Origin of the sequence: Pseudomonas sp. NFACC08-1 (genome assembly GCF_900106735.1) — a bacterium.
GTDB lineage: Bacteria > Pseudomonadota > Gammaproteobacteria > Pseudomonadales > Pseudomonadaceae > Aquipseudomonas > Aquipseudomonas fluorescens_Q.
The window spans coordinates 56,799-78,570 of the sequence record NZ_FNNL01000003.1; the positions used below are offsets into that span (position 1 = coordinate 56,799).

A 21,772-nucleotide genomic window follows, 5' to 3' on the forward strand; every position below is an offset into this window, starting at 1 on the left:
GCTATCGCGAGCAAGCCGGCGCGGTCTAACGCCTCAAACCGGCTTGGCGCCCATCAACCCCGCAATGGCGATAAAGCAGGCAACACTGAACAGCGCCAAGGCAAAGGTAAACTTCCCGCTACCTCCCGGCGTCTTGCGCAATTTGTTCAGTCGCACCACCAACCAGAACCCCGCCAGCGCCGCCACGGTGTAGAGCACGCTGGAAGCCAGCAACCAGGTCTGCCCCAGCGACCAGCCAACCTGATGCACCATCCACCAGCCCGTGAACGGCAGGCTTGCCAATGCCAGGATCATCACCAGCCAGACGAACAGTCGCGGACGTTGCAGCGTGCGTGCCGCCGCCGTGGCATCGCCGTTGCGGCGCGTGCGCCAGACCCAGAGGGCCAGCCCGAGGGCGCCCGCCAACAGCAGAACCGTGGCTACGACGTGGGCGATTTTCAGGAGGGTCAACGTTTCCATGGTTCGATTTCCTTATGACTTGTCCAGCACAGCTTAGACCCCCCTGTGGCGAGGGAGCTTGCTCCCGCTGGGTCGCGAAGCGGCCCCAAAAAAAGCAGTGAGCGCTTCGCACTCAAGCGGGAGCAAGCTCCCTCGCCACAAGGTTCACCCCAAGAACAGCTGATACGCCGGGTTATCGCTTTCATCCCAGTACGGGTAGCCGATTTCTTCCAGGGCGGCCGGCACCAGGTGGCGCTCGTCGTGCGGCACCTGTAGCCCGGCGACCACACGGCCATCCGCCGCGCCATGGTTGCGGTAGTGGAACATCGAGATGTTCCAGCGTCCGCCCAGCTTGTTGAGGAAGTTGAACAGCGCACCCGGGCGTTCCGGGAATTCGAAGCGCAGCACCACTTCGTCGATGACATGGGCCGCATGCCCGCCGACCATGTGGCGAATGTGCAACTTGGCCAGTTCATTGTCGGTCAGGTCCAGCACCGGGAAGCCTTGTTCGGTCAGGCTGGCGATCAGCGCGCTGCGCGGGTCGTTTTCCGGGTGGGTCTGCACGCCAACGAAGATGTGCGCCTCACTGCCGGTGTTGTAGCGATAGTTGAATTCGGTGATCTGGCGCTTGCCGACGGCTTCACAGAACGCCTTGAAGCTGCCCGGCTGCTCGGGGATGGTCACGGCGATGATCGCTTCGCGGCCCTCGCCCAGTTCGGCGCGTTCGGCAACGTGGCGCAAGCGGTCGAAGTTGACGTTGGCGCCGGAGTCGATGGCCACCAGGGTCTGCCCGCTGATGCCGCGCGACTCGACGTATTTCTTGATACCCGCCACGCCAAGGGCGCCGGCAGGTTCGGTGATCGAGCGGGTATCGTCGTAGATATCCTTGATCGCAGCACAGATCTCGTCGGTGCTGACGGTGATCACTTCGTCCACGTAGTGCTTGCAGATGTCGAAGGTGTGCTGGCCGATCTGTGCCACGGCGACGCCGTCGGCGAACAGCCCCACGGTCGGCAGGACCACGCGCTCGCCAGCGGCCATGGCCGCTTGCAGGCAATTGGAGTCGTCCGGCTCGACGCCGATGATCTTGATGTCCGGGCGCAGGTATTTCACGTAGGCCGCGATCCCGGCAATCAGCCCGCCACCGCCCACCGGGACGAAGATCGCATCCAGGCGCCCCGGGTGCTGGCGCAGGATTTCCATCGCCACGGTGCCCTGCCCGGCAATGGTGTGGGGATCGTCATACGGGTGGATGTAGACGTAGCCTTTTTCGTCGACCAGTTTCAGCGAGTAGGCCAGGGCTTCGGGGAACGAGTCACCGTGCAGCACCACCTTGCCGCCACGTGAGCGCACGCCTTCGACCTTGATTTCCGGGGTGGTCTTGGGCATCACGATGGTGGCCTTGACCCCCAGTACCTTGGCCGCCAGGGCCAGGCCCTGGGCATGGTTGCCTGCCGAAGCGGTGACCACGCCGCGTGCGCGCTCTTCGTCGCTGAGCTGGGTCAGCTTGTTGTAGGCTCCGCGAATCTTGAACGAGAACACCGGCTGCAAGTCTTCGCGCTTGAGCAAGATGCTGTTGCCCAGCCGCTCGGAGAGCTGGCGAGCGGACTGCAGCGGGGTTTCTACGGCAACGTCGTAAACGCGCGAGGTGAGGATCTTTTTGACGTACTGTTCAAGCATCGGAAAGCATCACTGAGCGGGTTGGGCAGGGCCAAGGAGTCTAACCCGGCTTTTAGCTGGGCGACCACACGAATCCCAAGGTTTTGTTGGGTTATACTCGCGCCCCTCTTTACTTCCTGCCCGCTTTCGGAGCCCGCATGACCCAGGATCAACTCAAACAGGCCGTGGCCCAGGCCGCCGTCGACCTCATCCTCCCGAAGCTGGATGACAAGAGCATTGTCGGGGTTGGCACCGGCTCTACGGCCAATTGCTTCATCGACGCGCTGGCGCAACACAAGGGTGCGTTCGACGGCGCGGTCGCCAGCTCCGAGGCCACCGCCGCGCGCCTCAAGGGCCACGGGATTCCGGTGTACGAGCTCAACACCGTGAGCGACCTGGAGTTCTACATCGACGGCGCCGACGAAAGCGACGCGCACCTGAACCTGATCAAGGGCGGCGGCGCGGCCCTGACTCGCGAGAAGATCGTCGCGGCCGTGGCCAAGACCTTCATCTGCATTGCCGACGCCAGCAAGCTGGTGCCGGTGCTTGGCGCGTTCCCGTTGCCAGTGGAAGTCATCCCGATGGCCCGCAGTCATGTGGCCCGCGAACTGGTGAAACTGGGTGGTGACCCGGTGTATCGCGAAGGCGTGCTGACCGATAACGGCAACATCATCCTCGACGTGCACAACCTGCAGATCACTAACCCGGTGGAACTGGAAAGCCAGATCAACGCCATCGTGGGCGTGGTCACCAACGGTTTGTTCGCTGCGCGTCCTGCTGATGTGCTGCTGCTGGGGACCCCTGAAGGGGTGAAGACCCTCAAGGCTTGATCCGCTGTTGTGACTGTGGCGAGGGAGCTTGCTCCCGCTGGGTTGCGTAGCAGCCCCCTCTCAAGCCCACCCAATCAACCTGATCCACAGCGTTGCCGGGTTTTAGGGCCGCTTCGCGGCCCAGCGGGAGCAAGCTCCCTCGCCACGGGAATTGGGCACGGCGCGGGTCAAGGGAATGCCTCGAATCAGTGTCAGTTTCAAGAGCAAATCGGTTGGTCGACCGGGATGCTTTTGTGGCGAGGGAGCTTGCTCCCGCTGGGGCGCGAAGCGGCCCCAAAAAAGCGGTGAGCGCTTCGCACTCAAGCGGGAGCAAGCTCCCTCGCCACAATGATTCAGGTCGGTCTTGAGTGATCGGGTGGGCTTGCCGCGGGATCTTTTCCTATCTGTTCAATCAGGCTGCGGCTTCTTGAACACATAGAACAGATTCGGCTCGCTCACCAGATACAGGTTGCCATCGTCGTCCATGGCGAGGCCCTCGGCCTGGGGCACGGTTTTTTGCAAGCCGTGGCGGCCCTTGCTCAACGACAGCGTGCTCAGCGGCCGGCCGCCAATATCCAATTCGATAATCAGCCGCGACTCCTCGGACAGCGCCAGTAAGTGGCCGCTGCGTTCGTCGTATTGCAGGCTTGAGAGGTCGCGTACGAACAGCCCGGCATCGCGCTTGGGGTTGTTGATCACATGGACGGCATAGGATTTTTCCGGATTGTGATGGGGAAATCCATGCACTTCATAAATCAGCATCGGGTCGCGTTCCTTCGCCACGAACAGGCGTTTGCCTACCGAATCGTAGGCCAGCCCTTCGAACCCCTTGTTGCCGCTCATGTGCACGCCCAGGGTTATCTGTTCGGCTTCGGCGGCGTCGATGAATTGGGTGTCCTCTTCCAGGTGAATCTTGATCAGGCGCTGCTGACGCTCGTCGGTGATGACGTAGATGTCTTCGCTGATGAACTCCACCGCCTCCGGATCGCCAAAGCCGATCAGGGCGATGCGCCGCAAAATCTTGCCGTCCAGCGATAACTCGACCAGCTCGGCATTTTTATTGGTGACGGTGAACAGGCTCTTGCGGATCGGATCGAACGTCAGCGCTGAAACGTCATCGTCCAAGCCGTCGATCGCCTGCGCCTCGAGTGTGACTCGGTATTGGTCCAGGGCGATGGCCTGTTCGCTGGGGGTTCGCCAGAGGGTGTTGAGGTTGAACCAGGCGCGTTCGAACAGGCGCAGATGCTGGCCGGCGGCGATCAGGAAGATCAGCGCCAGCGTCAGCAGTATCAGGATCAAGGGTTTGGGGCGGGCGAGTCGACGCATGTTGGGGTGGGCTCGGATAAGAACAGGTGCCTGGAAATACCACGGTTGCCTGAACTGAAGCTTAATGGCTGTGTGCCACACCCTACAACAATGGAGGATTTATCCTACAGAGTTGGTGCTGTCAGCGCTGTTTTTCGAAACGATAGAACAGATTCGGTTCGCTGACCATGTACAGATTGCCGGCCTCATCGACGGTGATGCCTTCGGCACGAGGGATTGTGTCTTTCAGGCCATTGAAGCCGCCCAGCAAGGTCATGAAGCTGACCTGCTCGCCTTTTTCGTCCAGTTCCAGCAGCAGATGGGAGTCGGCCGAAAGCACCAGCATGTGACCGGTGCGCGGATCGATCGCCAGTGCCGAGAGGTTGCGCAGGTCCAGTTCATTGCTGACATGGATTTGCTTGTTGCCCTTGAGCAATTGGCTACCATCGCTTTTCCAGGTGAACAGCGCCGGCGGGCGTTCCTCTCCGAGTACCAGTTGCTGGTTGCGCGGGTCCCAGGCGATCGCTTCGAACCCTTTGTTCTTGTTCTTGGATGGGCCTAGATCGTAGTGGGGGAAATCGGCGTTGTTCAATTCGCGGGTTTCGGCACCAACGTGGACGATGGTCAACGTGTGACTTCGTTCGTCGGTGATAGCCAGCAGGCCGTCTTCCATATAAGTCACGCCCTCGGGGTTGCTCCAGCCCACCAACGGCACTTTGCGCAGCACATCGCCTTGCAGGGTCAGCTCCACCAGGAACGGGTTCTTGCCCATGACGGCGAACAGTGTCTTGGTCTGCGGGTTGTAGGTCACATCGGACGCCTCGTCCTTCTCCAAGCCGGGTAGCGGCTTGGCGTCGATCACGGCATGGTAGTCCGGCAACCAGATGCTCGCCTGGCGCTCGGCTGGGCTCTGGAAGTGTTCCGATAGCCAAAGCAGGCCGCGGTCGTCCCAATGCATCGCAAACGCCAGGCCATAGGCTGCGGCCACTGCCAGCAGCGACCAGGCATACCAGGGCAGGGCGAAGCGGGAGCGGCGGGCGGGTTTGGCGGCAAACAGTGCTTGGGTTTTGGCCATCGGGGAATGCGTTCCAGAAAATTCGGCTAGGGGAGTGGCTGGCTCAGATGCCGCATTCCCCGGAATTATCCGGATGGCATGTGAAAAAAACGGTAAAACCTTGGGCTCGGGAAAGCTGGATGCCTGTGGGAGCGGGCTTGCTCGCGAAGGGGCATCAGGTGCAACATCTTTATGCCGACCGTTATACCGCCTTCGCGAGCAAGCCAGCTCCCACATGATCTCTAGCGGTCACAAAACCGAGTTAGCGAACGCTGCTTTCGAAGCGGCTCGCTCCCGGCAACTCCAGTACCAGTTCATCGCCTGCATTCAGCGGCCCGACGCCTGCCGGGGTGCCGGTGAGGATCACGTCGCCGGCCTGCAACGAGAAGCAGCCGGCCATGTATTGGATCATCGGCACAATGGGATTGAGCATCAGGCTGCTATTACCGTCCTGGCGCACTTCACCGTTGATGGTCAGGCGAACGGGGATGTCGGTCAGGTCGGCAAAGGTGCCGTTCGACACGAACGGTGCGAGCACCGCCGCGCCGTCGAAGGACTTGGCCACTTCCCACGGCAGGCCCTTGGCCTTGAGCTCGGCCTGCTTGTCCCGCAGGGTCAGGTCCAGGGCCGGGGCGAAGCCGGAGATCGCGTCCAGTACTTCTTCAGCGCTGGGCTTGGTGGACAGCGGCTTGCCGATCAGCACGGCGATTTCCGCCTCGTAGTGCACCGAGCCACGGTCGGCAGGAATGCTGAAACCACCTTCCAGCGGCACCACGCAACTGCCCGGCTTGATGAACAGCAAGGGTTCGGTGGGTACCGGGTTATCCAGTTCCTTTGCATGTTCGGCGTAGTTGCGGCCAATGCACACCACTTTCCCTACCGGAAAATGAATACGTGTACCGTCGACATACTGGTGCTGATAGCTCATTACCGGCTCCTGCTTCTGGGATTCATCAGGTGTTTTTAGGCGTCAAATCGCGAAAATCTTGCCCGGGTTCATGATGCCGTTCGGGTCGAATACCGCCTTCACCGCTTTCATGTACTCGATTTCCACAGGTGAACGACTATAGGTCAGGTAGTCGCGCTTGGTCATGCCCACGCCGTGTTCGGCGGAAATCGAGCCGTTGTACTTCTCGACGGTCTCAAAGACCCATTTGTTCACGGTCGCGCACTTGGCGAAGAACTCATCCTTGCTCAGGTTTTCCGGCTTGAGGATGTTCAGGTGCAGGTTGCCGTCGCCGATGTGGCCAAACCAGACGATTTCGAAGTCCGGGTAGTGTTCGCCGACGATCGCGTCGATTTCCCGCAAGAAACCCGGAACCTTGGAGACGGTCACCGAGATGTCGTTCTTGTACGGCGTCCAGTGGGAGATGGTTTCGGAAATGTATTCGCGCAGCTTCCACAGGTTCTGCAGTTGGGTTTCGCTCTGGCTCATCACGCCGTCCAGCACCCAGCCTTGCTCCACGCAGTGCTCGAAGGTTTCCAGGGCGTGGTTGGCGACTTCTTCAGTGGTGGCTTCGAATTCCAGCAGGGCGTAGAACGGGCACTCGGTTTCGAACGGTGCTGGCACGTCGCCGCGAGCGAGGACCTTGGCCAGGGCCTTGTCGGAGAAAAATTCGAAGGCGGTCAGGTCCAGCTTGCCCTGGAAGGCGTGCAGCACCGGCATGATCGAATCGAAGTCCGGCGTGCCAAGCACCATGGCGGTGAGGTTTTTCGGCGCACGGTCCAGGCGCATGGTGGCCTCGACCACGAAGCCCAGGGTGCCTTCGGCGCCGATGAACAGCTGCCGCAAGTCATAGCCGGTGGCATTCTTGATCAGGTCCTTGTTCAGCTCCAGCAGGTCACCCTTGCCGGTGACGACCTTCATGCCCGCCACCCAGTTGCGGGTCATGCCGTAGCGAATGACCTTGATCCCGCCGGCATTGGTGCCGATGTTGCCGCCAATCTGGCTGGAACCGGCCGAAGCGAAGTCTACCGGATAGTACAGGCCATGTTCTTCGGCCTTGTTCTGCAGTTGTTCGGTGACCACGCCAGGCTGGCAGACCGCGGTGCGGTCGGTGAGGTTCACGTCGAGCACCTGGTTCATGTAGTCGAATGACACGACCACTTCGCCGTTGGCCGCCACGGCGGCGGCGGAAAGCCCGGTACGCCCGCCCGACGGCACCAGCGCGACCTTGTGTTCATTGGCCCAGCGCACGATGGCCTGGACCTGCTCGGTGGTCTTGGGAAAGACGATGGCCGTGGGCGCCGGGGCGAAATGCTTGGTCCAATCCTTGCCGTAAGCGTTCAGGGAGTCGGCATCGGTCAGGACCTTGCCAGGCTCAACCAGGGTCTTCAGCTCATCTATCAGGGCAGGGTTGGTCATCGACAGAACTCTCGAACAATTCATGGTCATCCTGAGAACGCTTCACGTCGCAGGAATGAGTGTTTAGCGGGGTGCATATGCTAGCATACCGACCCCGCAGCGTAGTGCCCAACGGCTGTTCTGCGGCGACGGCTGTCACGCCGGTCGGGCCAGCATGCGCTGTCCGATTCCCTGCCATTTTTCTCCGGGACACAGGTTTACGCAGATGAGCAAGACTTCTCTCGATAAGAGCAAGATCAAGTTCCTTCTTCTCGAAGGCGTCCACCAATCGGCTGTCGACGTCCTCAAGTCGGCGGGCTACACCAGCATCGAGTACATCACCAGTTCTCTGCCGGAAGCCCAGCTCAAGGAAAAGATCGCCGATGCTCACTTCATCGGCATTCGCTCCCGTACTCAATTGACCGAAGAGATCTTCGACCACGCCAAGAAACTGGTGGCGGTCGGCTGCTTCTGCATCGGCACCAACCAGGTTGACCTCAATGCGGCGCGCGAGCGCGGCATCGCGGTGTTCAACGCGCCGTACTCCAACACCCGTTCCGTTGCCGAACTGGTGTTGGCCGAAGCGATCCTGCTGCTGCGCGGCATCCCTGAGAAGAACGCTTCCTGCCACCGTGGCGGCTGGATCAAGAGTGCGGCCAACTCCTTCGAAATCCGCGGCAAGAAGCTGGGTATCGTCGGTTACGGCTCGATCGGCACCCAGTTGTCGGTACTGGCTGAAGGCCTTGGCATGCAGGTGTTCTTCTACGACACCGTGACCAAACTGCCCTTGGGCAACGCCACCCAGGTCAACAACCTGCACGAGTTGCTGGGCATGTCCGACATCGTGACCCTGCACGTGCCGGAAACCGCTGCCACCCAGTGGATGATCGGCGAGAAGGAAATCCGTGCCATCAAGAAGGGCGGGATCCTGATCAACGCCGCGCGTGGCACCGTGGTCAAGCTCGACGCCCTGGCCGACGCGATCAAGGACAAGCACCTGATCGGCGCCGCCATCGACGTGTTCCCGGTGGAGCCGCGCTCCAACGACGACATCTTCGAAAGCCCGCTGCGTGGCCTGGACAACGTGATCCTGACCCCGCACATCGGCGGTTCCACCGCTGAAGCCCAGGCCAACATCGGTCTGGAAGTGGCGGAAAAACTGGTCAAGTACAGCGACAACGGTACGTCGGTATCGTCCGTGAACTTCCCGGAAGTGGCTCTGCCGGCACACCCTGGCAAGCATCGCCTGTTGCACATCCACGAGAACATCCCGGGTGTGATGAGCGAGATCAACAAGGTCTTCGCCGAAAACGGCATCAACATTTCCGGTCAGTTCCTGCAGACCAACGAGAAAGTCGGCTACGTCGTGATCGACGTCGACGCCGAATACTCGGACCTGGCGCAAGAGAAGCTGCAGCACATCAACGGCACCATTCGTTGCCGGGTGTTGTTCTAAGAAGGTTGGACGGCAAGTTGAGGTTTGGCTTGCAATAAAGAACGGGAGCTTCGTAAGGGGCTCCCGTTTTTTTGCCTGCGTTACTTCACGGTGACGGTGATCTTCTTGGACACGATCGTCGGATGGAACGGCATATGGCCGCTGTCACCCAATATCAGCTGCAAGGTATGTTTGCCCGGGGCCAGCTTGATGGTGGCTTCGGTCTGCGCTTTGCCGAAGTGCATGTGGTTGGCGTCGGTCGGAATCGGTGCGCCTTCGGCGGGCAGTTTGTCGACATCGATCAGCAGATGATGATGCCCGGTGTTTTTGGTCACATCACCCGCCGGAGCCAGGGCGATGTCCTTGACGCCGAACTTGACCTTGAATTCCTGGGCAACGGTGGCGCCGTCTTGCGGGGAAACGATGAATACCTCTGCGCCTTTGGGAGCGGGGGTTGCGGCAGTCGCCAGCATCGAAGTACTCAGCAACAGGCCGGCCAACGCGGCACGAGACATAAAGCTTTTCATTTTTTTCTCCAATTTTTCCATGAAATCCGCCTGGCCATGACAACTTCATGACCAATCGTTGTCGAAGCCTGCAACAACCATAGCAAAGCGAGCCTGAAACGAGCGTCGCTTGTATAAATACAAAGGAGTGACCATGCGCTTTCTGCCTGGCCTGATCTGCCTGCTACCCCTTTTGAGTCCCCTGGCTCATGCCGAACTGATCGATGACATCAATGACCGTGGCGAACTGCGCATTGCCCTTGAGGCCAACGCCGCGCCCTTCAACTTCAAGGAAGACGGCAAACTCACTGGTTTCGAAGTGGAGCTGGGCGAAATGCTTGCCAGTGAGCTCGATGTACGCCCCGACTTCGTGGTCACTGATGCCGGGGACCTGATGAGCGGGGTGGAGAGCGGCAAGTACGACGTCGCCATCAACCACATAGCAATGACCCCGGAACTGGTGGAACGTTTCGACACCAGCGCCGTTTACAGTCAGCCGGATGCACAATTGCTGGCGAGCAAGGAGCAGACGCCACGCCCGCTGGTCATGGCGCAGTCGTTCCAGCCCGAAAAAAAGAGCGACCCGGCGCCGAGCCTGGTGATTCCGTTCCAGAAGGGCAACCCGGCGTTCAAGGCCAGCCTGGACAACGCCCTGACACGTATCAAGGAGGATGGAAGGCTGGAGCGGTTGTCGCAGAAGTGGTTGGAAAAACAGCCAGCGGAAAACAATTGAGACTTGGATTCAACGCGACACTTTGTGGCGAGGGAGCTTGCTCCCGCTGGGCTGCGAAGCGGCCCCAATCGGGATAACGCAAAACTCCAGGCAGACCGTGTCATCCGGTTTTACGACGGCTGCGCCGCCGAGCGGGAGCAAGCTCCCTCGCCACTGGGTTCTGTTTGGACCGGGGGACATGGTTACCGCTCACCCTGTCCCAACAGGCCTGTCCTCAAGACTTGCGCCAGACACTTGCCAACCAAGGCTGTTGCTCGCGCGGCAGCCCAGCCGGTCGGTAGTAATGCTCCAGTTCCACGAAGCCTGCGTCGCCGAGCAGCGTTCGCCAGGCCGCGAGGTCGTGGTAGGCACCGAAGCGCTGGCCGTTCCAGCCCTCCTGGTTTTCGCCCCGTGGGTTGGAGCTGAACAGCACGCCGCCGGGCTTGAGCGTGGCATGCAGTTGTTTCAGCACCCGAGGCAGCTCCTGGACCGGGATATGAAACAGCACGGCGTTGGCAAAGATCCCGTCGAAGCGTTCAGCCGGCAGGTCGAGTTTCAAAAAGTCCTGTTGCCACACTTCGCACCCGCTGTCCTGGCGCGCCATCCGGGCAAATTCCGCTGAGCCATCGAGGCCCACCGCCACATGGCCCATGGCGGTGAACGTGCGCAGGTCTCGTCCGGGGCCGCAGCCGAAGTCCAGGATGTGCAACGGTGCCTGGGCCTGAATATGCCGCAGCAACGCGTCGATATTCTGGCTGACGTCGTGATCACGGGTGCCTTCGCGAAAGCTGTCGGCGACCGCGTTGTAATGGCCCAGGGTCGTGGCGGTGATGGTTTGCAGGTCGTCGGGGGTGTGTTTCATGGTCGCTGGCTTGGAGTGGGGAGCGTGAGCCGACTATACCGCAAGATCATTGATCGCTCAGGTCAGCGCTTGTTCAAGCCCCGCGCCAACCGATCCCCACCGAGTTGAATCAACGCCACCAATGCCACCAGCAACACGATCACCGTGAGCATGATCTGGCTGTCGAAACGCTGGTAACCATACCGGTAGGCGATGTCCCCCAGGCCGCCAGCGCCGATTGCCCCGGCCATCGCCGAGGAGTTGATCATGGTCACCAGTGTGATGGTAAAACCGCCGACGATGCCCGGCCGTGCTTCGGGCAGCAGCACATGCCAGACAATGTGCCAGCGTCGGCACCCCATGGCCTGGGCCGCTTCGATCAGGCCATGGTCGACCTCCCGCAAACTGACTTCGGCGATGCGGGCGAAGAACGGGGTGGCGGCGATGGTCAGGGGAACCACCGCCGCCCAGACGCCGTAGGTGGTGCCGACGATCAGCCGCGTGAACGGAATCAGCGCCACCATCAGGATCAGGAACGGTATCGAGCGGAACAGGTTCACGAACGCGCCCAGGACGCGGTTCAGGGCGGGCGCTTCATAGATCCCACCCTTGTCACTGGTGACCAGAATCACCGCCAGCGGAATGCCCGCCAGCAAAGCGATCAATGACGACACGCCGACCATCAGGAAGGTGTCGATGAAGCCCTGCAATAACCGATCAAACCACATAGCCCAGCACCTCCACCTGTTGCGCCCAATTGCCTGCACGTTGGCGCAGCTCTTCGGCGCTCCATGACGAGCCACTCACCGCCAGCAGTAATTGTCCCAGCCCGTGGCCTTGGATCCGTTCGATGCCGCCGTGCAGTAGCCGAACCCGACCATCCAGGGCGTTGAACAAGGCCGCGAGGTCCGGTTCGTCCCGCCCGATGCCGGTGAATTGCAGGCGCAGCACGGTAGCGGCATCCGCCGATGCTGGCAGGGCCTGCAAGCGGCTTTGCAGTTCTTCAGGTATGGCGTGTTGCAGGGGGGCCAGCAGTGTTCGACTGACGTCGTGTTGCGGGTTACCGAACACTTCCCAGACCGGACCCTGCTCGACAATCCGACCTTGCTCGAGGACCACCACGCGGTCACACACCTCGCGAATCACCGCCATTTCATGGGTGATCAACACGATGGTCAGGCCCAGTCGCTGATTGATCTCACGCAGCAAACCGAGGATCGATTGAGTGGTTTCCGGGTCCAGGGCCGAGGTAGCCTCGTCGCAGAGCAGGATCTGCGGATCATGGACCAGCGCCCGGGCGATCCCGACGCGCTGCTTCTGTCCGCCCGAGAGTTGCGCCGGGTAGGCCTTGTGCTTGCCCTGCAAACCCACCAGCTCCAACAGCTCACGAACTTTCTGCTGGCGCTCCTCCTTGGGCACGCCGGCGACTTTCAGCGGCAGCTCGACGTTCTGCCACACGGTCTTGGCCGACATCAGGTTGAAGTGCTGGAAGATCATGCCGATGCGCCGACGCAGTTCCACCAGGCGGTCTTCATCGAACTCGCCGATGTCTATCTGATCGATCAACACCCGGCCACTGGTGGGTTGTTCGAGGCGGTTGATGGTGCGGATCAGTGACGATTTGCCAGCGCCGCTGCGGCCGATGATGCCGAACACTTCGCCGCGCTGGATCGCCAGGTCGATGCCTTGCAGCGCCGCCACCGGACCCTGGGCGCCGTTGTAGGTCTTGCCCAGGCCGATGAAGCGCACGTGGGCGCGGTTGAGCTCTGGATGCAGTTCGGTGTGTTTGGCGCTTCTGGGTGTGGGGGCTTCTTGTCGAAGTCGAGCATTGACGGCGTTCATGTCAGCTTTCCCAGCCGGGTTGATAGAGCTTGCCGTGGGCCTTGTCCAGGGCGGCGCGCACGGCTGGCGAATGTTGGTAGATGTCGACGAACTTGATCAGCCGTGGATCGTTCTTGCTCTTGGGCTGGATCACGAACTGAATCACGTATTCCTTGTGATCGAGGCCGTCGAACAGCAAGGCAGAGCTGGCATCGAAGGTCTTGGCCAGGCGGATGTAGGCCGGGTAGCCCTGTACCAGGTCGGCGTCTTCATAGGCGCGCACCAGTTGCACGGCTTCGACCTGCAGGATCTTGAGTTTCTTCGGGTTGGCGACGATATCGTCTTCGGTGGCCTTGTAGCCGACGCCCGGCTTGAGGCTGATCAGCCCGGCCTTGGCCAACAGTTGCAGGCCGCGACCGCTGTTGATCGGGTCGTTGGCAATGGCGACGCTGGCGCCTTCCGGGAGTTCGTCGAAGCTTTTGTATTTTTTCGAATAGAGGCCGACGTTGTTGATGATCCCCGGCGCAAACGGCACCAGATCGAACCCGGCGGCGGCCTTGGCGTTTTCCAGGAACGGGATGTGCTGGAAGTAGTTCACGTCGATATCACCGGAGGCCAGGCTGACGTTGGGCGCTATCCAGTCGCTGAACTCCACCAGTTCGACCTTCAGGCCTTGCTTGCTGGCCTCTTCCACGGCGGCCTCCAGGGGAATGGCGAACGCGGCGGTGGTGCCGATTTTCAACGGTGCGTCGGCGGCAAACAGTGCCGAGCTGAACAGGCCGAGGGCCAGGGCCAGTGCTTTGACTGGCAGGGTCAGGAGTTGCTGGGTCATGTCAGTTGTTCCAGTCATTAATGGATGAGTCTCAGGCTTTTGTGGCGAGGGAGCTTGCTCCCGCTGGGCTACGAAGTAGCCCCAACGCCTTTTTGGGCGGGCTTCGCCCACCAGCGGGAGCAAGCTCCCTCGCCACAGGGTCAGTGTCGGTAGGTTGAGCCGGTGTGTTGTCCAGGTAGATGAGCCCCCGCGCGAAACAGCTTTTCCCGCAGGGTGCCGTTGTCGTATTCGGTCTTGTACGCGCCGCGCCGTTGCAGTTCGGGAATCACCAGGTCGATGAAGTCCACGTAGCTTTGCGGCGTGACGATGCGGGTCAGGTTGAAACCATCGAGGCCGGTTTCGCCGATCCAGGATTCCAGCTCGTCGGCCACCTGTTCGGGCGAGCCGACCACCGTGATGTAGCGACCGCCCAAGGCGTGTTGTTCGAGCAATTTGCGCCGGGTCCAGTCGTTGTTCTGCAAGGTCTTGGTGGCGGACTGGATGGCGTTGCTCTTGACGTACTGGATCGGTTCGTCCAGTTCGTACTGGGAAAAATCGATGCCCGTTGACGCGGAAAAATGCGCCACGCCGGCCTCGGCGCTGGCATAGCTCAGGTACTCGGCATGCTTGGCCCAGGCAGCCGCTTCGGTCTCGCCGACGATCACGTTCAGGCCCATGAACACCTTGATGTCCCCGGGGTTGCGCCCCGTCTCTACGGCGCTGGCGCGGACCTTGTCCACCTGGGCCTTGGTCGCCGATTTGTTCTGGCCGCTGATGAACACGCACTCGGCATGCCGTCCGGCGAACAGCAGGCCGCGCTCGGAACTGCCGGCTTGAAACAACACCGGCGTGCGTTGGGGCGACGGTTCGCACAGGTGATAACCCTCGACCTGATAGAACTCGCCCTGATGCCGGACCTTGTGCACTTTCTCCGGCTGCGCATAGATCCGCCGCTGGCGATCGTTGAGTACCGCGTCGTTTTCCCAGCTGCCTTCCCAGAGTTTGTAGAGCACTTGCAGGTACTCGTCGGCCTGGTCGTAGCGGCGATCATGCTCGACCTGCGCGGTCAGGCCCATGGCCTTGGCGGCGCTGTCCAGGTAGCCGGTGACGATGTTCCAGCCGACCCGGCCGCGACTCAGGTGGTCGAGGGTGCTCATGCGGCGGGCGAACAGGTAGGGCGGTTCGTAGGTGAGGTTGGCGGTGAGGCCGAAGCCGAGGTTCTTCGTGACGGCGGCCATTGCCGAGACCAGCAGCAACGGGTCGTTGACCGGCAGTTGGATCGACTCCTTGAGCGTGACGTCCACCGACTGTTGGTACACGTCATAGACCCCGACGATGTCGGCGATGAACAGCCCGTCGAACAACCCGCGTTCGAGCAATTGCGCCAGGGCGGTCCAGTATTCGATCGTGTTGAACTGGGTCGACGTGTCCTGGGGATGGGTCCAGAGGCCGTGATTGATGTGCCCGATGCAGTTCATGTTGAACGCGTTGAGCAGGATTTTTTTCTTGCCGGGAGCCATCAGATAGTCCCCCGCAGCGGCGGTTTTTCATCGTTGAGGTAGAAGTTGCCCACGGCGTGGTATTTCCAGCGCACCGGGTCATGCAGGGTGTGCACTCGCGCGTTGCGCCAGTGACGGTCGAGGCCATGTTCGGCCAGGGTCGCCTGGCTGCCGGCCAATTCGAACAGCGTGCTGCTGGCGGCCAGGGATATTTCGGTGCTGACGGCACGGGCTTCGGCCACGGCAATCGAGGCGGCGGCGACCGTGTCGGCCCGGGTGTCGGCCTGGGCCCGGTCGAGGAATTCACCGGCGCGTTCCAACAGGGCTTCGGCGGCATGCAGGCGGATGCTCAGTTGGCCGAAACTCTTGAGGGTGTGCGGGTCTTCGGTGGCGACGTCGCTGGTGGCGTCGATCCAGGGGCGGGTTTTATTGCGGACAAAATGCAGGGCGTCTTCATAGGCGGCGCGGGCGATGCCGGTGTCAATAGCGGCGTGAAGAATCTGCGCCAGCGGCCCTACCGGTGTGGGACGTTCGAAGGCGCTCTGGAAGGGCACGATGTCGGCGGCGGCGACATAAACGTCTTCGAACACCACCGAACCACTGCCCGTGGTGCGCTGGCCAAAACCGCTCCAGTCGTCGATCACCGTCAGGCCTTGGCTGCTGCGAGGCACGAACGCCAGTTGTTGCACACCGTTTTCGTCCACCACTGACGTGGGGATGCGCTGGGCGTAGATCGCGCCCGTAGCGTAGAACTTGCGACCGTTGATGCGATAGCCCTCGCCGTCGCGGCGCAGTTGGGTGATGCGATCATGGGCAGTCTTGGTGCCAAGTTCGGCCAGGGCGTTACCAAAGCGCTGGCCGGCGAGCACTTCGGCGTAGAGGCGTTGTTTTTGCGCTTCAGTGCCGTTTACCCGTAGCACTTCCAGGGCATAGAAATGATTTTGCGGAATCTGCCCCAGCGAGCCGTCGGCCTGGGAAATCAGCGCAATGACTTTGGCCAGGGTGACGTTGGACACACCGGCACCGCCATAGGCCGTGGGCACGCTGATACCCCACAGGCCCGAGCGGGAGAAGGCCTCCAGTTCCGGGTACGGCAAACGGCGCTCGCGGTCGCGCAGGGCGCTGTCGCGCTTGAAGTCATCGGCCAGGTCGCTGGCCACGATCAGGGCTTGTTCATCGCTGGTGATCACCGCGACGTGTTGAGAAAGCGTCATGTACTGCTCCAGAGGTCGGGTCGTCAGATCCAGGAATGGCGGGCCGGCAAGGTGCCGTTCAGGTGGTAGGCGCCTACCGCGTGATACTTCCAGCGCACCGGGTCGTGCAGGGTGTGGACCCGTGCGTTGCGCCAGTGGCGATCGAGGTTGAATTCGGCGAGGGTGGCGCGGCTGCCGGCCAGTTCGAAGAGTTTTTCGCTGGCGTGCAGGGCGATTTCGGTGGTGAGCACTTTGGCCTCGGCCACGGCAATCGAGGCGCGGGCGGCAGATTGCGCCGTGATGGGGGCGGCACTGACCTGGTCCAGCACCTGTCCGGCCTTGCGCAGCAAGGCTTCGGCGGCGTGCAGTTCGATTTTCAGTTTGCCAATGTCGGCGATCACGTAGAGGTCGTCACTGGCTCGGTCGACCTGGGCGTCGATCCAGGGACGAGCCCGTTCACGCACAAAAGCGATGGCATCATCGATGGCGCCACGGGCGATACCCGCATCGATGGCGGCCTGGATCAGTTGGGAAATCGCACCTTGCACGCCGGGTGTTTCGTTGATGCGCCAGTTATCCAGGACCAACTCGGCATCCACCCGCACGTTGTTCAGCAGCACGGTGCCGCTGGCGGTGGTGCGCTGGCCGAACCCCGACCAGTCGTCGACGATCCGCAGGCCCGGGGTGCCGCGCCGTACGAATGCCAGCACCTGGCGGCCCTCGTCATTCAACGCCTTGACCGCGACCCAATGGGCAAACAGCGCGCCGGTGGAATAGAACTTCTGACCATTGATGACAAACCCGTCACCGTCAGTGGTGATCCGAGCCTTGAGCTCAAGGGTATTGCGAGTACCGCGTTCCGGCCCGGCGTTGCCGATGCGCCAGCCTTCGAGCACGCTCTGCAAGAGGATTTTTTTCTGCCGTTCGGTGCCGGTGCCGAGAATCAGCTGGAGCACGCCGAACTGGTTCTGCGGGATCTGCCCAAGGGCCGGGTCAGCGGCGGAAATGATCGCGAACACGTCGGCCAGGGTGACGAACGAAACCTGCGGACCGCCGTATGCCCGGGGAATGGCAATGCTGCCCAGTCCGCTGCGGGTGAATTGCTCGATTTCTGCCCAGGGCAGCTTGCGTTGCTGATCACGACGCGCGGCCTGCTGACGGGCGACCTGCGCCAGTTCATGGGCGGCTTTGATGGCCTCGGCATCGTTGCGTAACACCTGTGCGGGCAACAACAGTGGTGCGATGTCCAGGTCGCTCTGGACTTTTGCTTGCGCCAGATCCGACATTACAGCCACTCCGTGGCTGCAGGCAGTGCCTTGGCATATTGCACTGGGGTGATTGTGTTCCGTTCCATACCCACCTCACATCTTTTCGGAAAACGCCGCGATAAATGCGGCGAGTCAAAATCAAGAATGTCCGGTGGTCCGGTATATATACCCTAAGCGTGTATAAATTATTTTTGAACTAACTTTTAGGAATATGTATAGGTTGGATTCAATTGGAAGGAGTCCTCTGTGGCGAGGGAGCTTGCTCCCGCTGGGTTGCGCAGCAACCCTTCTTTTACCGATGGGCGCTGCGCCCCCAAGCGGGAGCAAGCTCCCTCGCCACCAAAAACGCTCTGTATCAAGGCGCTCGATGTCGCGGTTCAGCGGCCATGAGGGCCTCTTTCGAGGGCTTCTTCAGATAGGGATTGGCGCAACCGATCTTCAGCGTTCGCGGCGGTGCCCAGAGGGAATTGTTGCCTACGCGATCAATGATGCAGTAGGTCACTTCCAGGCGCAGGTCTTCGCCTGCCTCCAGGATGATCTGCGGCGGGACCCAGATATTGATTGGCTGGCCGACCTCGCTGGCGGCGACGGCAGGCAGGTCCATGCGCACATCGCCCCAGCGCAGGGTCACGGCATCGCCGGCGGCCATGTTCAGGTAGGGTTCGATGGTCAGCGGTACGCCGCGCTTGATCTGGTTGGGGTTCACCCCTTGGCGTCGGATGGTACCGGGAATGCGCACGGGCGCCAGGCCCTGGTTTTCATCGCCGCTCAGGGCCGACGGCTGCCCGCCGGGGCAATCGAGTTTCGCGTGTACCCGCTGCCTGGCAGATAGCGCCGGCCCACGCCCGACCTGCATCACCCGATAGTGAATGCGCGAGGTGCCATTGACGATGAAACTCTCCGGGACTCGCAGGGTGACGCTGTCTTGCACATCGGCCTGCGACAGCAAGCGCGAGCCGACGTAGCAGTTGTCCCAGAACAGTTCGATCAGGTCACCTGCGTCCATGCCAGGGTAGGGCGCAATGGCAACCTCCAGGTGAGCGGCGTTGGCGATATTGATGCCGGTAGGGTGGGCGTTGGCCAGGGTGGGGGCGGCCAGTTCAGGACTCTTCGACTTACATGTCATGGTGTTCTCCTTGATGCTTGAAAACTAAGTCCGTTTCGGGAAGATCAACGGCGATGACTAATCGCGACATATTTTATGTGTGCAGCCATATAGGCCAGGCTGCGCCTAATCACTGTGTAGAAAATAAATAATGTGCATCGCTTGTTGGTCACTAGATAAAGGCTCCATAGTTTCAGTGTCAATAGAGGCACTTGCTTAATAATTCATTGTGAAAGGCTTCAGAAATATCCTACGCCCCCATGTTAATAATGCGCGGCATCACAAGCCCTTTTCCGAGGCTCGCAGGTTTCTGGAAAATGCTCGAAAGAGCGTCTTGAGACTAAAAAGGAGGAGTGCTTGGGCTGAGCGTAAGTGTTACGAGAGGTAGATCCATGCCGTGCATAAAACGGTAGAGGATGTTGAGTAGGGCGCAAGTTGCAAGTTGTTTCTTTATGGCAAAGTTATGGCGCTAGTATCTTGAAGAGTGTTGCAACTGCCTCACTTCCATCCCTGGAAGTGATGACACTGCCGATAACTTACTGAGCGCCGTGACCGGCGGAGAGGAACTTGCTGAGGAACTGTCGCGTGCGTTCTTCCTTGGGAGCTGCAAACAAGGCCTTGGCTTCGCCTTGTTCGACGATCACGCCTTTGTCGAAAAACACCACGCGGTTGGCCACGTCCCGGGCGAAGCCCATTTCGTGGGTCACGATGACCATGGTGCGTTTTTCTTCGGCCAAGTCGCGAATGGTTGCCAGGACCTCGCCTACCAGCTCCGGATCGAGGGCCGAGGTCGGCTCGTCGAACAGGATCACCGCCGGTTCCATTGCCAGCGCCCGGGCAATCGCCACACGCTGCTGCTGGCCGCCGGAAAGGCGCCGTGGGTAGGCGTTCTCCTTGCCGGCCAGCCCGACCTTGGCCAACAGCTTGCGTCCCAAGGCCTCGGCGTCGGCGCGGGGAATTTTCTTCACCACCTGCGGGCCTTCAGTGACATTTTCCAATGCGGTGCGATGGGGAAACAGGTTGAAGTTCTGGAACACGAAGCCCACCTGCTGGCGCAAACGGCGCACCAGGCCCTGTTGCTGGTTTAGCGGGCGACTGCCATCGATTTCGATGTCGCCGACCTTGATCCGGCCACTGCTGGGTTCTTCGAGGAAGTTCAGGCAGCGCAGGAAGGTGGTCTTGCCCGAGCCGCTGGGGCCGATGATCGCAACCACTTCGCCTTCTTCGATCTTCAAGTCGATGCCGTTGAGCACCACCTGACCCTTGAACTGCTTTGTCAGTTTTTCCACGACAATCATGGGTCAGGACTCCTGGTCATGCCGATTGACCCGTGCTTCCAGGACGTTCTGCAGGTGCGAGAGCACGGTAGCAAGAACCCAATAGATCAGCGCGGCGGCAAGGTACATGGTGAAGATTTCGAAGGTTCGCGCGGTGATCAGCTGCGCCTGGCGGAACAGCTCCGGTACCTGGATGGTCGCCGCCAGCGCAGTGTCCTTGACCAGGGAAATGAAGCTGTTGCCCAACGGTGGCAGCGCCGTGCGTGCCGCTTGCGGCAGGATGGCCCGGCGCAGGGTCTGGGCGCGGGTCATGCCGATACTCGCCGCCGCTTCCCACTGGCCGCGCTCGATGGAACCGATGGCGGCCCGCAGGATTTCACACGCATAGGCAGCCATGTTCAGCGAGAAACCGATCAGGGCCGCGGGCAGCGGATCCAGCTCGATGCCCAGTTGCGGCAACCCGTAATAGATCACGAACAACTGCACCAGCAACGGCGTACCGCGAAAGAACGACACGTAGATGCGGGCGATCCAGTTCACCAGCTTGAAGCGCGACAGGCGCATCAGCGCCAGGCCGAACCCCAGCAGCAAGCCGAAAAACATACCGCCCAGGCTGAGGAAGACCGTGTAATACGCGCCCTTGAGCAGGAAGGGCGCGGAGTCCAGTGCGAGTTGAAGAGCTGCTTCCATTATTGGGTAACGTCAGCGCTGAAGTATTTTTCCGAAAGTTTTTTCAACGTACCGTCGGCGCGAAGTTTTTCGATGGCCTTGTTCACGGCTGCCAACAGCTCAGGCTCGCCTTTGCGCAGGGCAATACCGGACTCCTGGCGAGAAAAGGCTTCGCTGGTGACGGTGGTGTCCTTGGCTTTCTTGGCGTATTCCAGTGCGGCCAGGCGGTCGATCAGGATGGTGTCGATACGACCGACGCGCAGGTCCTGGAACTTGGTGGGGTCGTCATCGTAGGTTTTGACTTGGGCGCCCGGTACTTCTGCCTTGACCCACTGTTCGTAGTTGGTGCCCAGGCCCACGCCGACTTTTTTACCGTCCAGGTCGGCGGCCTTCTTGATGTTCAGCTCGTCGGCTTTCTTGGTCAGTACCAGCGCTTGAATCCCGGAAACGGTGTACGGCTCGGAGAAATCGTATTTTTTCTTACGTTCCTCGGAGATGGTCACCTGGTTGACCACTGCGTCCAGACGCTTGGATTCCAGGGCCGCGAGAATGCCGGCCCATGGGGTCGTCTGCAGCTTGACCTTCACACCCAGTTCCTTGGCCAGGGCTTCGGAGAACTCCACTTCGAAGCCGGTCAGTTTGCCGCTGTCATCAACGAAACTGAACGGTGGATAAGTGCCTTCCAGGCCGATCTTGATTTCGCCGGCATCCTTGATTTTCTGCAGCTGCTCACCGGCAACCGCTTGCCCCAGCAGCCCGGCGCTCAATGCCAGGCCCAGCGAACCCACCAACAGGTTGCGACGTAATGCGGAAAAATTCATGACAAGCCCCTGTGTTTTCTTATGAAGAGGTTATTTGGCTGAGATAAGGCGTAGCCGCGATCCGAAAAGATTGCCACATCCTGCCTTAAAGCGGTTTGGGCGTCTCGCGGCAAATGCGCCTGCGGCGAGACTATAGGATGGCTTTTATAGATTGGAAAATAATATTAAATCAACTCTATATGCCTGTTTTGAATTTTTCCCTGTG

At 60.7% G+C, this 21,772-nt stretch carries 21 protein-coding genes; 3 read left to right on the forward strand and 18 right to left on the reverse strand.

Translation table 11 applies throughout. The features are described from left to right. Positions 1–33: 33 nt before the first annotated feature. On the reverse strand, positions 34–459 hold the full coding sequence (locus tag BLU76_RS07290) for a DUF2269 family protein (protein ID WP_092146597.1): 426 nt from the start codon (positions 457–459) through the stop codon (positions 34–36). Between the two features lie 144 nt (positions 460–603). Then, the gene (gene ilvA / locus BLU76_RS07295) at positions 604–2,118 is read right to left on the reverse strand and encodes a threonine ammonia-lyase, biosynthetic (RefSeq protein ID WP_063323445.1); all 1,515 of its coding nucleotides are present in this window, start codon (positions 2,116–2,118) and stop codon (positions 604–606) included. Between the two features lie 137 nt (positions 2,119–2,255). Here ilvA and rpiA point away from each other — a divergent pair, with 137 nt between their 5' ends. Next, complete coding sequence (gene rpiA / locus BLU76_RS07300; protein ID WP_063323444.1) at positions 2,256–2,927, forward strand: ribose-5-phosphate isomerase RpiA; 672 nt, start codon at positions 2,256–2,258, stop codon at positions 2,925–2,927. A gap of 387 nt (positions 2,928–3,314) precedes the next feature. Here rpiA and BLU76_RS07305 read toward each other — a convergent pair whose 3' ends face one another. The 4 genes from BLU76_RS07305 to BLU76_RS07320 form a co-directional block, all read right to left on the reverse strand. Continuing rightward, on the reverse strand, positions 3,315–4,232 hold the full coding sequence (locus BLU76_RS07305) for an SdiA-regulated domain-containing protein (RefSeq protein ID WP_092222218.1): 918 nt from the start codon (positions 4,230–4,232) through the stop codon (positions 3,315–3,317). Positions 4,233–4,353: 121 nt separating this feature from the next. Continuing rightward, positions 4,354–5,286, reverse strand: coding sequence for an SdiA-regulated domain-containing protein (locus BLU76_RS07310; protein ID WP_092222220.1), 933 nt, complete (start codon positions 5,284–5,286; stop codon positions 4,354–4,356). A gap of 241 nt (positions 5,287–5,527) precedes the next feature. Continuing rightward, positions 5,528–6,193, reverse strand: a complete 666-nt coding sequence (locus BLU76_RS07315) for a fumarylacetoacetate hydrolase family protein (RefSeq protein WP_063323441.1) — start codon at positions 6,191–6,193, stop codon at positions 5,528–5,530. A gap of 42 nt (positions 6,194–6,235) precedes the next feature. Beyond that, on the reverse strand, positions 6,236–7,630 hold the full coding sequence (locus tag BLU76_RS07320) for an FAD-binding oxidoreductase (protein ID WP_063323440.1): 1,395 nt from the start codon (positions 7,628–7,630) through the stop codon (positions 6,236–6,238). A 205-nt stretch (positions 7,631–7,835) separates the two neighbouring features. On the opposite strand from BLU76_RS07320, the gene serA reads away from it, so the two are divergent. Further along, positions 7,836–9,065: a phosphoglycerate dehydrogenase gene (serA, locus tag BLU76_RS07330; protein ID WP_003186856.1), complete on the forward strand. Its 1,230-nt coding sequence runs from the start codon at positions 7,836–7,838 to the stop codon at positions 9,063–9,065. An 80-nt stretch (positions 9,066–9,145) separates the two neighbouring features. On the opposite strand, the gene BLU76_RS07335 is transcribed toward serA, so the two are convergent. Continuing rightward, positions 9,146–9,571 carry a DUF4399 domain-containing protein gene (locus BLU76_RS07335; RefSeq protein WP_092146644.1) on the reverse strand — a complete coding sequence of 142 codons (426 nt, stop codon included), beginning with the start codon at positions 9,569–9,571 and terminating at the stop codon, positions 9,146–9,148. Positions 9,572–9,704: 133 nt separating this feature from the next. Here BLU76_RS07335 and BLU76_RS07340 point away from each other — a divergent pair, with 133 nt between their 5' ends. Continuing rightward, entirely contained in the window at positions 9,705–10,283 is a 579-nt protein-coding gene (locus BLU76_RS07340) for a transporter substrate-binding domain-containing protein (RefSeq protein ID WP_092146591.1), read from the forward strand. A gap of 214 nt (positions 10,284–10,497) precedes the next feature. On the opposite strand, the gene BLU76_RS07345 is transcribed toward BLU76_RS07340, so the two are convergent. The 11 genes from BLU76_RS07345 to tcyJ form a co-directional block, all read right to left on the reverse strand. Further along, positions 10,498–11,124 carry a class I SAM-dependent methyltransferase gene (locus tag BLU76_RS07345; protein ID WP_063323438.1) on the reverse strand — a complete coding sequence of 209 codons (627 nt, stop codon included), beginning with the start codon at positions 11,122–11,124 and terminating at the stop codon, positions 10,498–10,500. Between the two features lie 62 nt (positions 11,125–11,186). Next, positions 11,187–11,831, reverse strand: coding sequence for a methionine ABC transporter permease (locus BLU76_RS07350; protein WP_092146587.1), 645 nt, complete (start codon positions 11,829–11,831; stop codon positions 11,187–11,189). Beyond that, positions 11,821–12,945: a methionine ABC transporter ATP-binding protein gene (locus BLU76_RS07355; RefSeq protein WP_092222222.1), complete on the reverse strand. Its 1,125-nt coding sequence runs from the start codon at positions 12,943–12,945 to the stop codon at positions 11,821–11,823. Before BLU76_RS07355 ends, BLU76_RS07350 begins: the two co-directional genes overlap by 11 nt. 1 nt (position 12,946) lies before the next feature. Then, positions 12,947–13,756 carry a MetQ/NlpA family ABC transporter substrate-binding protein gene (locus tag BLU76_RS07360; protein WP_063323436.1) on the reverse strand — a complete coding sequence of 270 codons (810 nt, stop codon included), beginning with the start codon at positions 13,754–13,756 and terminating at the stop codon, positions 12,947–12,949. Between the two features lie 140 nt (positions 13,757–13,896). Continuing rightward, positions 13,897–15,255, reverse strand: a complete 1,359-nt coding sequence (locus BLU76_RS07365; protein WP_092146584.1) for an LLM class flavin-dependent oxidoreductase — start codon at positions 15,253–15,255, stop codon at positions 13,897–13,899. Next, entirely contained in the window at positions 15,255–16,448 is a 1,194-nt protein-coding gene (locus tag BLU76_RS07370; RefSeq protein WP_092222224.1) for an SfnB family sulfur acquisition oxidoreductase, read from the reverse strand. Before BLU76_RS07370 ends, BLU76_RS07365 begins: the two co-directional genes overlap by 1 nt. Before the next feature lie 23 nt (positions 16,449–16,471). Next, the gene (locus tag BLU76_RS07375; RefSeq protein ID WP_092222226.1) at positions 16,472–17,713 is read right to left on the reverse strand and encodes an SfnB family sulfur acquisition oxidoreductase; all 1,242 of its coding nucleotides are present in this window, start codon (positions 17,711–17,713) and stop codon (positions 16,472–16,474) included. A gap of 337 nt (positions 17,714–18,050) precedes the next feature. After that, positions 18,051–18,821, reverse strand: coding sequence for a hypothetical protein (locus BLU76_RS07380; RefSeq protein ID WP_092222228.1), 771 nt, complete (start codon positions 18,819–18,821; stop codon positions 18,051–18,053). A gap of 515 nt (positions 18,822–19,336) precedes the next feature. Continuing rightward, positions 19,337–20,098, reverse strand: coding sequence for an L-cystine ABC transporter ATP-binding protein TcyN (gene tcyN, locus BLU76_RS07385; protein ID WP_092222230.1), 762 nt, complete (start codon positions 20,096–20,098; stop codon positions 19,337–19,339). Between the two features lie 3 nt (positions 20,099–20,101). Continuing rightward, positions 20,102–20,767, reverse strand: a complete 666-nt coding sequence (gene tcyL / locus BLU76_RS07390) for a cystine ABC transporter permease (RefSeq protein WP_170867287.1) — start codon at positions 20,765–20,767, stop codon at positions 20,102–20,104. Next, positions 20,767–21,567: a cystine ABC transporter substrate-binding protein gene (gene tcyJ / locus BLU76_RS07395; protein ID WP_003196665.1), complete on the reverse strand. Its 801-nt coding sequence runs from the start codon at positions 21,565–21,567 to the stop codon at positions 20,767–20,769. The genes tcyL and tcyJ overlap by 1 nt, the downstream gene beginning before the upstream one ends. Between the last annotated feature and the right edge of the window lie 205 nt (positions 21,568–21,772).